The organism is Pseudomonas sp. NPDC086581 (assembly GCF_044746165.1).
GTDB lineage: Bacteria > Pseudomonadota > Gammaproteobacteria > Pseudomonadales > Pseudomonadaceae > Pseudomonas.
Map to the genome: position 1 here is coordinate 72,408 of NZ_JBIVBR010000018.1, position 12,780 is coordinate 85,187.

Consider the following 12,780-nt stretch of genomic DNA (forward strand, 5'->3'; position numbering starts at 1 on the left):
AATCGGTGCGCTCCTCGCGGATTAGCGACGGGAGAGCCTGCTCCCTGTTCGCGAATCACCAAAGCCCACCCTGACCGGGTCGTTCCCGCTAGAACCCCACCAACTGCCCCACGGCCTGCGCCTGCGGGTCGTCGCTGCGGCTCACCAGGGCGTAGTTGTAGCCGCCCTGGCTCCAGTAGCGCGCCAACAGGTCGCCATCCGTGCGCTGCCCCTGTGGCAACATCTCGTGGCGCGGGCCCGGCGGGCGGATGAAGAAGGTCAACCGCCGCCCCTGGCTATCCTCGTAGATCACCAGTGCCGCCGCGCCCTGTTCGGTGGCGAGCAGGCGCGCGCCCACTGTCTTCAAGCCGACCTGCTCCAGCGCGGGCGGCGGGGCGGCATCCTTCAGGTAGTGCGACAGCCAGCCGCGCAAATCGCCACCGTCGCGCAGGTCCAACCCCGTCTGGCCGGCATCGGCAAATAGTCGATAGGCCTGCACCGCGTCCTGCATCGGCACCATGCCGCGCATCATCGCGTCACCGCGCATCTGCCAGCCGCCCATGCCGCCAACGCCCAGCGCAATCAGCAGGGCCGCCGCGGTGGCAAGGCGCGAGCGCCGCCGCTGCTGGAGCTGCCGGCGAATACGCGCCGGATCGAGCTGCTCGGGCAGCGCACCACGGGCCTGCCCGGCAAAGGCCGCGCGCAGTTGCTGGGCATCCTGGCGCCAGCCTTCCACGCGACGGGCGTCGTCCGGGTGGGCGGCGAGCCAGGCTTCCACCCACTGGCGGCGCGTCGGGTCCAGCTGATCGTCAATGTAAGCGTGCAGATCCTGTTCCTGGGGAGTGCCGTCGGGAATGCGTTCGTTCATTTCAGTACCCACAAAGAAGGAGTCGCCGCCTGTCCTTCGCTCAGCGCGCGCAGCGCCGTGCGCGCGCGCGACAGGCGGGACATGACGGTGCCCATGGGAATATCCAGAGTCTCGGCCACCTCGCGGTAGCTCAGGCCTTCGACGCTGACCAGCGTCAGCAGCGCGCGCTGCTCGGCGGGCAAGCGTTCGAAGGCCTCCAGCGTCGAGCGCGCACTGACGATGTCTTCCGGCGATGCGCTCACCGCGCTGTCCGCACCGAACAGGCTGAGCAGGCGCGCATAGCGTTTCGCCCGACGCTGCCCGTCGATGAAGTGCCGGTAGAGGATCGAGAACAGCCAGGCGCGCAGGTCGCCGTCGTCGCGGCGGCCGGTCCAGGCCGACAGAGCCTTCTCCAGGGTCGCCTGGACCAGGTCGTCGGCGCTGCTCGTGCTGCGGGTCAGCGACAGCGCGAAGCGCCGCAGCCGGGGCAGCAGTTCGCGCAGTGAATGGTCGTCCAGTGAGTGCATCGGGGCGCCAGGAATGGGTGGGTTCGAGCGAGAAAGACGAACGCAGCGGCGATCTATTCCCGTCGCGGGAAAAATAATTTATTCGCCATCGGCGGGAATAACCCGTCGCACGGTGCGTCGTACCGGCTCAACGCATTCAGCCTAAGCCTGAGGAGCTGGAAATGACAGAAACACCGCCCACCGCACCCAACGTGCCCCTGCGCCTGGCCGCCATCGGCGCCGTGGTGCTCGGCGTGGCCGCCGTCTTCGCCTACGTCGCCGGCTGGCTCGATCCGCAGCGGCTCACCCCGGCCAGCGTGATCAACACCCTGGAGCACAACGGTGGCGTCTACCCCGGCTACCGGCGCAACCACGCCAAGGGCCTGTGCGTCATCGGCCACTTCGACAGCAATGGCGGCGCGGCCAATCTGTCCCGCGCCAGCCTGTTCTCCGTCGGTCGCGTGCCGGTGGTAGGGCGCCTCGCCATTCCCGGCGGCAACCCCAAGGCCAGCGACGGCGCCGCGCCGATCCGCAGCCTGGCGTTGCGCTTCCAGCCGGCTGATGGCCAGGAATGGCGCACCGGCATGAACGCCATGCCGGTCTTCGTCGTCCGCGACGTCGCCAGCTTCTACGCGCTGCAGCAGGCCACCGCGCCGCAGCCGGGCACCGGCAAGCCCGACCCGGAAAAGGCCGGCGCCTTCTTCAAGTCGCACCCCGAGACGCAGGCCTTCCTCAAGTGGGCCAAGACCTCGACACCGTCCTCCAGCTACGCCAACAGCGCCTACTACAGCCTCAACGCCTTCTACCTGGTGAACAAGGACGGCAAGGAACAGCCGGTGCGCTGGTCCGTGCAGCCCGAAGCGCCGGTCGAGCCGCTGGCCGCCGAGAAGCGCGGTGACGCCGACTTCCTCGCCGCCGAACTGGCCCAGCGAATCGCCGCCGGCCCGTTGCGCTGGCGCCTGCAGTTCACCCTCGGCGAACCCGGCGACAGCACCGTCGACCCCACCCAGGCCTGGCCCGACAGCCGCCGCACCGTGGATGCCGGCGAACTGGTGATTGAACGCCTACAGCCGGAAATCGGCGGCGACTGCCGCGACATCAACTACGACCCGCTGATCCTCCCCGACGGCATCCGCGCCTCCGATGACCCGCTGCTCAGCGCTCGCTCGGCCGCCTACTCGGAGTCCTTCAACCGTCGTACCCGTGAGCAGGCCCAGGAGACCCACTGATGAAACCGATCTACTTCCCGCTCTCCCTGCGCGTGCTGCACTGGCTGATGGCCGTGCTGGTGCTCGCCATGCTGCTGATCGGCCTGGGGATGGTCGCCAGCGTCTCGCCGCGCCATGCTGCGCTGGTCGCCATCCACAAACCCCTGGGCGCCGCGCTGCTGGTGCTCGTGCTGCTACGCATCCTGGTGCGCCTGACCAGTCGCATCCCCGCACTGCCCAGCGACATGCCCGGCTGGCAACGCAGCGCCGCGCACCTCTCGCACCTGGCGCTCTACGGCCTGCTGCTGGCCCAGCCGCTGGTGGGTTGGACCATGCAATCCGCGGGCGGCTACCCTGTCGTGCTCTGGGGCGGCTTCGAACTGCCCGCGCTGGTCTCGCCGTCGGTGCAACTGCATACCATCCTGCGTAGCGCCCACTCCTTCATCGCCTACGCGCTACTGGCAACCATCCTCCTGCACCTCGCCGCCGCGCTGTTCCACGGGCTCATCCGCCGCGACGAAGTCCTCCCGAGCATGACCGGAGCATCCATGCCGCGCAGCTCCAGCGGAGAACGGCCATGAAGCGCTTGCTCGCTGCCGCCTGCCTCCTCACCTCCTGCGCGGCCCTCGCCGCGCAGGGCGTTCCACCCGAGCAGGACTACCACTATGGCCAGAAACTCGACATCAAGCGCGTGGTGCAACAGCCGGACCTTGGGTTCTGCGGAATCCGCGAGGTTGAGATGACCTACGAGGACAGCGCCGGGCAGCGGCATTCGCTGCGGTATCCGGTTTGGGGGCAGGGGTGTGGGAATGAGAACTGACCCTGAGACACAGGGCCAGCTGGAAGTGCGCTGCCTGATTGATCCGCTCAGGCAGCCAAGCTACTTCTGAAAAGCTTCAGGCCCAAGGCAACGCAATACGAAATGCCGCAGAACATGAATGCGTAGAGCAGATTGAACACTGGCTGATTCTCCGTCAGCAGACGCAACAGCAAATGGCCGTTGCGATGTGCCGATGAGCCGCCGGCTTCGGAAAAGCCAAGGTAGAACGAGCCGCACGGGAAAAACGAATAGCTCAGCAGAGTGGCAGCCGAAGCCGTCAACCAACATGCGGCCGATACGCTTGCGCCATTGCGCGTTCTCATCAGCTCCTTCGTGCTGTATGTGCCCAACAGCAGGAAACATGCGATCCCCGCTGTGATGAGCGGAATACCCACGGCGGGGATCATCACGCGCGAACTATCCAGCCAGTAATCAGCGTTGCAGCTGATCGACAGCAGTCCAGTTGCAACGCTGAAGATTGCGCCATCGCCCACTGGCAGCAGAGAGACCACTGAAACAACTACGAAGTTTGCGAGGAGCAGTAGGAAACCGATTCTTCCAATAGGCATGCCGAATCCTTGGCGTTTGAACGGGTAATTGCAGGCGGGGGAGTAGATTACTTCCGTTGTGTTGGAACAGGGCGCAGATTCAGCGGCTCCGGGCCGTGCGAGCGGAAGTCGGCGTCCTCTGGCTTCTCGCCATCCGCACTTTGCGGCCTGTCTCCACAAACGGCGTAACGATCAGGCTCCACAGCGAAGAATACTTCTCGTCATCCTGCTCCCCGGCGCCGAACCGGATCGGCTCTGGCGCGCGCTGGGTGACGTAGAGCGTGCCGAACATCCAGTCCCACAGCGACAGGTTGATGCCAAAGTTCTTGTTGAAGTGACGGGGCGCGTCGCTGTGGTGGATCTGGTGTTGGGCGGGGCTGTTCACCACGTGTTCGATCACCGGCCCGAACGACAGCCACACATGGCTGTGGCGCAGGTTTGTCGCCAGCACGTTGAACAGCAGGATCATGTAGGTCACGCCGAAGAGCGTATAGGCGCTGATTTCCCCGCCGCAGATGTACCAGAAGATGCCTGCATAGGCGCCCAGGGCGAAGGCGCCGGCCAGCTTCGCCGCCAGTTTCTCCACGAAGTGTACGCGGCTCGCGGTGATGGGCGTCAGCACCGCCGCCGAGTGATGGACCTTGTGGAACGCCCACAGCCAGCGCGAATGGAAGGCGCGGTGCACCCAGTAGTTCTTGAAGTCGCTGACCAGGAACACGCCCAGTCCGTAGAGCAGCGACAGGCCGAGATTCGTCCCCGCCTGCGGTCGCGCGCCCCACAGATTGGTGAAGAAGGTGATGTAGTCGCCCGAGCGCAGGATATACGGATCGACCAACCCGATGATGGGCACCAGCAACGCCACATTGAGGATGCCGCGCATCAGGTAGTAGCGGTAATCCAGCAGCGCCGAGCGATGCAGATTCACCCGGCTGCCGCCAATGAACTGCCAGAACGACGCCGTCTGCGTCAGCCCGCGCTGTCGGCGGAAGCGGAACAGCACGTAGGCGATGGCGTAGGAGCACAGCAAAAACAACACGCCGACGCGGCCGCTCAGGTCGAAGAGGCCGGCGACCTGGTTGGTGACCGGGGTGATCATCCACTCGGTGAGATGACGGTGGAGGTGCGAGAGGTCGGGCATGGGCGTCGGGCGTTGATCGTGTCGGTAAGGTGTCGCGGCCTTGAAGCCCGCAATCAGATGGGCGGCCCGTGGAGGCGCTTGTTCTTGTTGACGTGACAAGGCGGAGCGTTTCGAACGCTGTCACGCGTGTCGATCAGGATGGGACGGGGTGGCTCTTGCTGTCAAAGCTTGAGATCGCAGGGGCAGATACTGGCGACAGGAGGTCCTGAGCGGCCCGACGCGGGAGCAGCGCCGAAATGCCGATGGCTGAGGGATGGCGCGGGAGATGGTGGCGGAGGGAGGGAGTGATTGTTGGTTGGGTGTGGGTTCGCGAGCGAGCTCGCTCCTGCAATAGCAGGCGACTGGGGATTCCCCAGTTGGGCTTTGCCATTTCCCCAGTCCTGGCTGCGCACTCCGCCCCGGCGGGAGAGAGGACCGTTCGATGTGAGTCATGCCCTGATGTTAGTCGGACAGGGCATGACTCTTTGATCGCCAATCAGGCAGTCGGCGGGGTGCCTTCTGCGTTGGCCACCACAGCGTCGATCTGGATCAGCGCGCCCTTGGGCAATGCGCCTATGGCTACTGTCCGGCGGGCGGGGACGCCGCCAGGGAAGTAGCTGGCGTACACCTCATCGACGGCGGCGATGTCGTCGATGTTCTTCAGGTAGAGGTTGACCTTCACTACATCGGCCAGTGCGTGGTCGATGCTTTCGACGATGGCCTTGAGGTGCTTGAAGCACTGGCCGGCCTGTTCCTTGATGCCGCCTGCCACCAGTTCACCGGTCTTCACGTCCAGCGGCAACTGGGCGGAGATGTGGTTGTAGTGGGAGAAGGCAACGGTCTGGGTGGAGTAGGGGCATTTGGGCGCGGCGTCGGTGTTGTGGGCCTTGATGACGATGCCGTGGCGGTCTTCGACGGCTTGCGGGGGCGTGCCGTCGCCGTGGGAGACCACGGCTTCGACTTGCACCAGGGCGTCCATTGGCAGGGCTTGCGCCTGTACCACGGTGCGCGCCGGGACGTAGCCGACGGCGCGGGCGATGGCCGAGTCGGGGAAGAAGGTGGTGTAGACCTTGTTCACTGCCTGCATGTCAGCGAGGTTCTTGACGAAGACAGTGATGCGCACGATGTCATCGAAGGGCACGTCGATGCTTTCGAGGATGGTCTTGATGTTGCGCAGGCACTGCTGGGTCTGTTCCTCGACGCCGCCGGCGACCAGCTTCCCGGTGCGCGGGTCGATGGGCAGCTGGGCGCTGAGGTTGTTGTAGTGGGAGAAGGCGACGGTCTGGGTGGACAGCGTGCTCAGCGGCGCGCTCTCGGTGTTGCGTTCGACCTTGATCAGGTCGCCGGCCTGCGGGGCGTTGGGGATGGTGCCTTCGCCGCAGGTGATGAGCGCCTCGACCTGTACCTGGGCGCCCAGCGGCAGGGCGGTCACGCCGACGGTGGTGAGCGTCGGCAGGTAGTCGGGGAAGAAGGCCGCGTGCACCTTGGCGACGGCTTCGGCGTCAGCGATGTTGGTCAGGAAGATGGAGATGCGGACAGTGTCGTTCAGGTTGTGACCGATGCTTTCGACGACGGCCTTGAGGTTCCTGTAGCACTGTTCGGCCTGTTCCTTGGCGCCGCCGGCCACCAGCTTGCCGCTGCTCGGGTCGACGGGCAACTGGGCGGAAAGGTTGTTGTAGTGGGAGAAAGCGACGGTTTGGGCGTAGGGGCCGAGGTTTTGCGGGGCCTTGTCGGTATTACGTGCCAGAACTGCGTTGTAGCCACTCATGTAGGTGCTCCCTGGTTCGCTGGGAATCCGTGGATTGGGTGGCAAACGCTTCGTCCATTGCGATATCGGTCGTTGCCACTATCGGTTCAGACGACGGATATCAAGCTCGTCGAGAGGCGCGCAGACTATCGAGTCTTGAGGGGTGACCCCTTTGACTTAAGGCAAGCGTAGTGGGGTCTTCTTACCGGGTTGTTTCAATTGGCGATGGGGATTGGTCGCGATATTGCGAAAGGGACTTCTGAAAGCAGGGTGGGTGCTTCTCATGGAGGCGCGGCGCAGAGGGTTCCCTCTCCCCCGCCCTGGCTGCGCGCCCCGCTCCGAAGGGAGAAGGGGCAGACCGTGCCGGCTGATGCTGCTGGTTCTCTTTGCGCCGAACGGTCCCCTCTCCCGCCTGAGGAGCGGGGCGCGCAGCCAGGGTTAGGGAGAGGGGCTCCTGGCGGCTGCCTAGGGTCAGAAGATGTAGTCAGTGGTCAGGAAGCTCGAATCGCGGTCGCGGATGATCTGGCTGATCAGCGCCTTGTTGGCGTCGGTGAAGCGCGTGGCCACCAGCGTGCGGATGGAGAAGGTGCGCAGGGCGTCGTGGACCGAGAGGGTGCCTTCGGCGGAGTTCTTGCGGCCGTTGAAGGGGTAGCTGTCCGGGCCGCGCTGGCACTGAGCGTTGATGTTGATGCGGCCGACCTGGTTGACGAAGGCATCCACCAGCGGGCCGATCTGCTCGGGATCGTCGCCGAACAGGCTGAGCTGCTGGCCGTAGTCGGACTGCAGGACGTAATCGATCACCTCGTCCAGCTCGCGGTACGGCACCACCGGCACCAGCGGGCCGAACTGTTCCTCGTTGTACAGGCGCATGTCCGCGCGCACCGGGCTGAGCAGTGCGGGATAGAAGAAGCTTTCACGGCTCTCGCCGCCGCCGGGGTTGATGACCTTGGCACCCTTGGCCAGGGCGTCCTGCAGCAGGCCGTTGAGGTAGTCGACCTTGCCCGGCTCGGGCAGCGGCGTTAGCGCCACGCCGGACTCCCAGGGCATGCCGGGTTTGAGTTCGGCGAGCTTGGCACTGAACTTGGCGAGGAAGCTGTCCAGCACGTCTTCGTGGACGAAGAGGATCTTCAGCGCGGTGCAGCGCTGGCCGTTGAAGGAGAGGGCGCCGGTGATGGCTTCGCTGACGGCGTTGTCGAGGTCGACGCTGGGCAGGACGATGCCGGGGTTCTTGGCGTCCAGCCCGAGGGCGGCGCGCAGGCGGTGTGGGCGTGGGTGGAGCTTCTTCAGGTCGGCGGCGCCGGAGTGGGTGCCGATGAAGGCGAAGACGTCGACCTTGCCGCTGGCCATGAGCGCGCTGACGGTCTCGCGGCCGCGCCCGTAGATGACGTTGATGACGCCCGGCGGGAAGCTGTCGCGGAAGGCTTCGAGCAGCGGGCGGATCAGCAGCACGCCGAACTTGGCGGGCTTGAAGACCACGGTGTTGCCCATGATCAGCGCCGGGATGAGGGTGGTGAAGGTTTCGTTCAGCGGGTAGTTGTACGGGCCCATGCACAGCGCGACGCCCAGCGGCACGCGGCGAATCTGCCCGAGGGTGCCCTGTTCCAGTTCGAAGCGGCTGGAGCGGCGGTCCAATTCCTTGAGCGCCTGGATGGTGTCGACGATGTAGTCGCAGGTCCGGTCGAACTCTTTTTCCGAGTCCTTGAGATTCTTGCCGATCTCCCACATCAGCAGCTTGACCACGGCCGTGCGCTGTTCGCGCATGCGGGAGAGGAAGCGCTCGACGTGGGCGATGCGCTCGGCCACGCGCAGGTTCGGCCACGCGCCCTGGCCGTTGTCGTAGGCGGCCACGGCGGCGTCCAGCGCGGCGAGGGCCGCGTCGGCATCCAGCAATGGCGTGCTGCCGAGGATGACCTGTTCATCGCCTTCGTCGGTAGCGAGGAAGATCGGACTGCGCACCGGCGCCAGCGGGCCGTCCCAGCGGCGCAATTCGCCGTTAACCAGGTACTCGCGCTGCTCGACGAGCGCGTCGGGGCGCCAGACGTCGGGGATGTGGGTGAGGCGGGGGAACAGGTGGTCGAGCTTGTTGTTGTCGGGCATGACTCATCCCTCGGAGAAGGTGGGCGACTGGTCTGTTCAGGACGCGTGACCGATTGCGGTCATGCGCCGTACGGAATGTCCTGGAGCCTAGCTTGGCTCAGGTAAATCGATTCAGCAACGCTGCTGAACGGGCGGATAACCGCTTGCGGTTATCCGCCGGGTTCACGGTGTGCGGGGCTGCGGCGCATAACCCGTTCCGGGTTATGCGCCCTACGGGTGCGAGGGGGTTGGCTGTGGCGTGGGCGCGGGCTGCAGGAGTTCCTGCTGCTCGGCGTAGCGGGCGCGGATGTCGAAATCGCGGGGCCAGGTGGGCTGGGTGGGGGCTTTCGGAGTTGCGGAGGAAGTCACGGGCGATACCTCGTTGCAGGAATCCGGGGCGGGCGGTTGGTGGTGCTCGCCGGGTGCTGGGCGTGATGGGTATCGCTGCGCTCCACGCCATCCTACGGGGAGCTCCCAGGGGAGGAGTGCAGCGATACCCATCGATCAATGCATCAGACGAACAGCGACAGCAGCAGGATGAACAGCAGGCCGACCACCGAGAGAATGGTTTCCATCGCCGTCCAGGTCTTGAAGGTCTCCAGCACGCTCATGTTGAAGTACTGCTTCACCAGCCAGAAACCGGCGTCGTTGACGTGGGACAGGATCAGCGAGCCCGCGCCGGTGGCGAGGACCAGCAGTTCGCGGTTGACGCCGGGGATCAGGTCGATGACCGGCACCACGATGCCCGCGCCGGTGATGGTGGCTACGGTGGCGGAACCGGTGGCGATGCGGATTACCGCAGCCACCAGCCAGGCCAGGAGGATCGGCGAGATCTGCGCCTGCACCGCCATGTGGCCGATCACGTCGCCCACGCCGCTGGCGACCAGCATTTGTTTGAAACCGCCGCCGGCGCCGATGATCATCACGATGGCGGCGGTGGGCGCGAGGCTCTGGTCGAGCAGCTTGAGGATCTTCTTCGAATCGAAGCCGCGGGCGTGGCCGAAGGTGTAGAGCGACAGCAGCAGGGCCAGCAGCAGGGCGGTGATCGGGTGACCGATCATGTCCAGCCAGGCGCGAACGATGTGGCCGTCGGCGAGCATGACGTCGGCGAAGGTCTTGAGCAGCATCAGGAACACCGGCAGCAGCACGGTCAGCAGGGTGACGCCGAAGCTGGGCAGGTTGCTGGTGTCCGGTTCGTGGGCGATCTGCGCTACCAACTCTTCATTGGGCTGGCCGGGAATGTATTTGGCGATGAACTTGCCGAAGATCGGACCGGCGATGGCGGCGGTGGGCAGGGCGACCAGCAGGCCGTAGAAGATGGTCTTGCCGATGTCCGCGCCGAATACGCCGATGGCCAGCAGCGGGCCCGGGTGCGGCGGCACCAGACCGTGAACGGCGGAGAGGCCGGCGAGCAGCGGGATGCCGATCTTGATCAGCGAGACGCCGCTGCGGCGGGCGACGATGAACACCAGCGGCACCAGCAGGATGAAGCCGATCTCGAAGAACAGCGGGATGCCGACCAGGAAGGCGGCGAGCATCATGGCCCAGTGCACGCGTTCCTTGCCGAAGGCGCGGATCAGGGTGCGGGCGATCTGATCGGCGCCGCCGGACTCGGCCATCATCTTGCCGAGCATGGTGCCCAGCGCAAGGATGATGCCGACGAAGCCGAGCACGCCGCCGAAGCCGTCCTGGAAGGATTTGACGATGGTCGCCACGGGCATGCCGGAGGTCAGGCCGAGGAAGCCCGCGGCGATGATCAGGGCAACGAAGGGGTGGATCTTGAAATGGGTGATCAGCAGGATCAGGCCGATGATGGTGACCACCGCGTCCAGCAGCAGATAGGTGTCGTGGGACATGCCGAGCATGGGTCTCTCCTGTTGTTGTCTTTGTGCCGGAGCGGCTCTTCTTTCTTGGATTAGTCGAGATAGCGCTATCTTTCTGGGGCAGGCGCCAGCGGGTCAGTCGTTGGAGTGCTGTCGCCACCAGAGGTGTGCGGCTTCCGCCAGTTCATCGAGCGGGCGGGTGGCGTCCAGGCGCAGGGTTAGCGGTTCGCTGGTCGGCACTTCGAGGGCGGCGAATTGGCTGTCGATCAGGCTGGCCGGCATGAAGTGTCCGGGGCGGGTGGCGACGCGCTGGGCGGCGGTTTCCGGGGTGAGTTCCAGGAACACCACGCCCAGGCCGGGCACGGCGCGGCGCAGGCGTTCGCGGTAGATCAGCTTGAGCGCGGAGCAGGTGAGCACCGGACGCTGGCCGGCGGCGATGGCCTGCTGCAGCTGGGCGGCGAGGGTATCGAGCCAGCCGGCGCGGTCCTCGTCGGTCAGCGGGATGCCGGCGCTCATCTTCTGGATGTTGGCTTCAGGGTGGAAGGAGTCGCCTTCGATGGCGAACGCGCCGCTGCGCAGGCACAGGGCCTCGCTGACGCTGGACTTGCCGCATCCGGCGACACCCATGATGAGCACGGCATCAATGGCGGGGAGCATGCAGGGCCTCGGTGTTGAGACAGCGCTATCTTTGGCGGGCGTAACGAAAAGCATCGGCTGCCTCCGTATTCTTGTCATTCTAGTCGGTGTGTCCCGGTGCTCTCGGTGAGTATGCTTCACCGGCGGGCGAGGGGCGGCGGGAGCCGCCTCAGGCAATTGCCCTGGCTGCGAGACAGCGCTACCTTAGTGCCTCGATTTTTGTTTGGCAAGCCGCCCGATGACCGCTCAGAAGAACGATAAGAAAAACGACAGAAGCTCTCGCACCACCGGCAAACCCACCCTCAACGACGTGGCACGCAGTGCTGGCGTCAGCCCCATCACGGCCTCGCGCGCCCTGCGCGGCGTGAGCACGGTGGCCGAGGAGCTGGCGGAAAAGGTCCGCCAGGCCGCCGCCGACCTGGGCTACGTGGCCAACCCCGCCGCCCGCGCGCTGGCTTCCAAGCAGAGCCATAACATCGTGGTGCTGGTGCCTTCGCTGTCGAACCAGTTATTCATCGAAACCCTCGAAGCCATCCATGCCGTGATGCACCCGCGCGGTCTGGAAGTGCTGATCGGCAACTACCACTACTCCCGCGACGAAGAAGAGAACCTGCTGCGCAACTACCTCGCGTACCAGCCGCGCGGCCTGCTGCTGACCGGCTTCGACCGCACCGAGAGCACCCGGCGGATGATCGAGGGCAGCGGCGTGCCGGCGGTCTACATGATGGACCTGGACCCCGGCGCGGGGCTGCATTGCGTGGGCTTCTCGCAGATTCGTGCGGGGGAGGCGGCAGCCAGGCACCTGCTCAAGAGCGGGCGCAAGCGCCTTGCGTACATCGGCGCGCAACTGGACCAGCGCACCCTGCTGCGCGGCGAGGGTTACCGCCGCGCGCTGCAGCAGGCTGGCTGCTATGACCCGGTGCTGGAAATCCTCACGCCGCGCCCGTCTTCGGTCGGCCTCGGCGGCGAGCTGTTCCGCCAGTTGCTGGCCAGCCATCCGCAGGTGGAGGGTATTTTCTTCGGCAACGACGACCTGGCCCACGGTGCCTTGCTGGAGGCCATGCGCCACGGCATCCGCATCCCCGAACAGGTGGCGGTGCTGGGCTTCAACGACCTGCCCAGCTCGGAATTCATGGTCCCGCGCCTCTCCAGCATCCGCACCCCGCGCAAGGCCATCGGCACGCATGCGGCCGAGCGCCTGCTGGACCTGATCAGCGACAAGCCGGTGAGCGAGCCGGTGCTGGACCTGGGGTTCGAGTTGATGGTGCGGGAGAGCAGCTGACACTCTGCACCCTTAGGGCGCATAACGCGCCAGCGTTATCCGCCGTCTGAGGTGAGCGGCGGATAACCTGTTCCAGGTTATGCGCCCTACGCAGCTTGTAGGAGATTCTATGTCTACCCCACCGTATCGGCCGCAGTCCGATACGGTTGCTGAGTCGTCATCAGGGCAAAGGCAATCCGGGCCAATTTGCG

At 65.6% G+C, this 12,780-nt stretch carries 13 protein-coding genes; 4 read left to right on the top strand and 9 right to left on the bottom strand.

Annotated elements, in window-relative coordinates:
* Positions 1–88 precede the first annotated feature (88 nt).
* Both ACIPK7_RS27495 and ACIPK7_RS27500 read right to left on the bottom strand, forming a co-directional pair.
* On the bottom strand, positions 89–847 hold the full coding sequence (locus ACIPK7_RS27495) for an anti-sigma factor (RefSeq protein ID WP_192431023.1): 759 nt from the start codon (positions 845–847) through the stop codon (positions 89–91).
* Positions 844–1,353 carry a sigma-70 family RNA polymerase sigma factor gene (locus ACIPK7_RS27500; protein ID WP_401091422.1) on the bottom strand — a complete coding sequence of 170 codons (510 nt, stop codon included), beginning with the start codon at positions 1,351–1,353 and terminating at the stop codon, positions 844–846. The genes ACIPK7_RS27495 and ACIPK7_RS27500 overlap by 4 nt, the downstream gene beginning before the upstream one ends.
* Before the next feature lie 161 nt (positions 1,354–1,514).
* On the opposite strand from ACIPK7_RS27500, the gene ACIPK7_RS27505 reads away from it, so the two are divergent.
* From ACIPK7_RS27505 to ACIPK7_RS27515, 3 genes are read left to right on the top strand one after another with little or no spacing between them, the layout of a single operon-like run.
* The gene (locus tag ACIPK7_RS27505) at positions 1,515–2,561 is read left to right on the top strand and encodes a catalase family peroxidase (RefSeq protein ID WP_192431025.1); all 1,047 of its coding nucleotides are present in this window, start codon (positions 1,515–1,517) and stop codon (positions 2,559–2,561) included.
* Positions 2,561–3,121, top strand: coding sequence for a cytochrome b (locus ACIPK7_RS27510; RefSeq protein ID WP_192431026.1), 561 nt, complete (start codon positions 2,561–2,563; stop codon positions 3,119–3,121). Before ACIPK7_RS27505 ends, ACIPK7_RS27510 begins: the two co-directional genes overlap by 1 nt.
* Positions 3,118–3,360 (top strand): DUF2790 domain-containing protein, encoded by a 243-nt coding sequence (locus ACIPK7_RS27515; RefSeq protein ID WP_192431027.1) that lies wholly within the window; start codon positions 3,118–3,120, stop codon positions 3,358–3,360. Before ACIPK7_RS27510 ends, ACIPK7_RS27515 begins: the two co-directional genes overlap by 4 nt.
* A 47-nt stretch (positions 3,361–3,407) precedes the next feature.
* Here ACIPK7_RS27515 and ACIPK7_RS27520 read toward each other — a convergent pair whose 3' ends face one another.
* The 7 genes from ACIPK7_RS27520 to ACIPK7_RS27550 form a co-directional block, all read right to left on the bottom strand.
* Positions 3,408–3,929, bottom strand: coding sequence for a hypothetical protein (locus tag ACIPK7_RS27520; RefSeq protein WP_192431028.1), 522 nt, complete (start codon positions 3,927–3,929; stop codon positions 3,408–3,410).
* A gap of 79 nt (positions 3,930–4,008) precedes the next feature.
* On the bottom strand, positions 4,009–5,046 hold the full coding sequence (locus ACIPK7_RS27525) for a sterol desaturase family protein (protein ID WP_192431029.1): 1,038 nt from the start codon (positions 5,044–5,046) through the stop codon (positions 4,009–4,011).
* Between the two features lie 475 nt (positions 5,047–5,521).
* On the bottom strand, positions 5,522–6,793 hold the full coding sequence (locus ACIPK7_RS27530; protein ID WP_192431030.1) for a RidA family protein: 1,272 nt from the start codon (positions 6,791–6,793) through the stop codon (positions 5,522–5,524).
* 450 nt (positions 6,794–7,243) lie between these two features.
* The gene (locus ACIPK7_RS27535; RefSeq protein WP_401091425.1) at positions 7,244–8,869 is read right to left on the bottom strand and encodes an NADP-dependent glyceraldehyde-3-phosphate dehydrogenase; all 1,626 of its coding nucleotides are present in this window, start codon (positions 8,867–8,869) and stop codon (positions 7,244–7,246) included.
* A gap of 210 nt (positions 8,870–9,079) precedes the next feature.
* Positions 9,080–9,217, bottom strand: coding sequence for a hypothetical protein (locus tag ACIPK7_RS27540; RefSeq protein ID WP_401091427.1), 138 nt, complete (start codon positions 9,215–9,217; stop codon positions 9,080–9,082).
* Between the two features lie 143 nt (positions 9,218–9,360).
* Positions 9,361–10,713 (bottom strand): GntP family permease, encoded by a 1,353-nt coding sequence (locus ACIPK7_RS27545; protein WP_401091429.1) that lies wholly within the window; start codon positions 10,711–10,713, stop codon positions 9,361–9,363.
* Positions 10,714–10,806: 93 nt separating this feature from the next.
* A complete protein-coding gene (locus tag ACIPK7_RS27550) occupies positions 10,807–11,328 on the bottom strand; it encodes a gluconokinase (protein ID WP_192431034.1) in 522 nt (173 codons plus the stop codon).
* A gap of 217 nt (positions 11,329–11,545) precedes the next feature.
* Between ACIPK7_RS27550 and ACIPK7_RS27555 the strand changes: the two genes are divergently transcribed.
* Positions 11,546–12,589, top strand: a complete 1,044-nt coding sequence (locus tag ACIPK7_RS27555; RefSeq protein ID WP_401091431.1) for a LacI family DNA-binding transcriptional regulator — start codon at positions 11,546–11,548, stop codon at positions 12,587–12,589.
* Positions 12,590–12,780 lie beyond the last annotated feature (191 nt).

Bases quoted from the DNA above. Each gene is read 5' to 3' on its own strand.
- ACIPK7_RS27495 (WP_192431023.1), bottom strand. From the start codon at position 847: ATGAACGAACGCATTCCCGACGGCACTCCCCAGGAACAGGATCTGCAC.
- ACIPK7_RS27500 (WP_401091422.1), bottom strand. From the start codon at position 1,353: ATGCACTCACTGGACGACCATTCACTGCGCGAACTGCTGCCCCGGCTG.
- ACIPK7_RS27505 (WP_192431025.1), top strand. From the start codon at position 1,515: ATGACAGAAACACCGCCCACCGCACCCAACGTGCCCCTGCGCCTGGCC.
- ACIPK7_RS27510 (WP_192431026.1), top strand. From the start codon at position 2,561: ATGAAACCGATCTACTTCCCGCTCTCCCTGCGCGTGCTGCACTGGCTG.
- ACIPK7_RS27515 (WP_192431027.1), top strand. From the start codon at position 3,118: ATGAAGCGCTTGCTCGCTGCCGCCTGCCTCCTCACCTCCTGCGCGGCC.
- ACIPK7_RS27520 (WP_192431028.1), bottom strand. From the start codon at position 3,929: ATGCCTATTGGAAGAATCGGTTTCCTACTGCTCCTCGCAAACTTCGTA.
- ACIPK7_RS27525 (WP_192431029.1), bottom strand. From the start codon at position 5,046: ATGCCCGACCTCTCGCACCTCCACCGTCATCTCACCGAGTGGATGATC.
- ACIPK7_RS27530 (WP_192431030.1), bottom strand. From the start codon at position 6,793: ATGAGTGGCTACAACGCAGTTCTGGCACGTAATACCGACAAGGCCCCG.
- ACIPK7_RS27535 (WP_401091425.1), bottom strand. From the start codon at position 8,869: ATGCCCGACAACAACAAGCTCGACCACCTGTTCCCCCGCCTCACCCAC.
- ACIPK7_RS27545 (WP_401091429.1), bottom strand. From the start codon at position 10,713: ATGCTCGGCATGTCCCACGACACCTATCTGCTGCTGGACGCGGTGGTC.
- ACIPK7_RS27550 (WP_192431034.1), bottom strand. From the start codon at position 11,328: ATGCTCCCCGCCATTGATGCCGTGCTCATCATGGGTGTCGCCGGATGC.
- ACIPK7_RS27555 (WP_401091431.1), top strand. From the start codon at position 11,546: ATGACCGCTCAGAAGAACGATAAGAAAAACGACAGAAGCTCTCGCACC.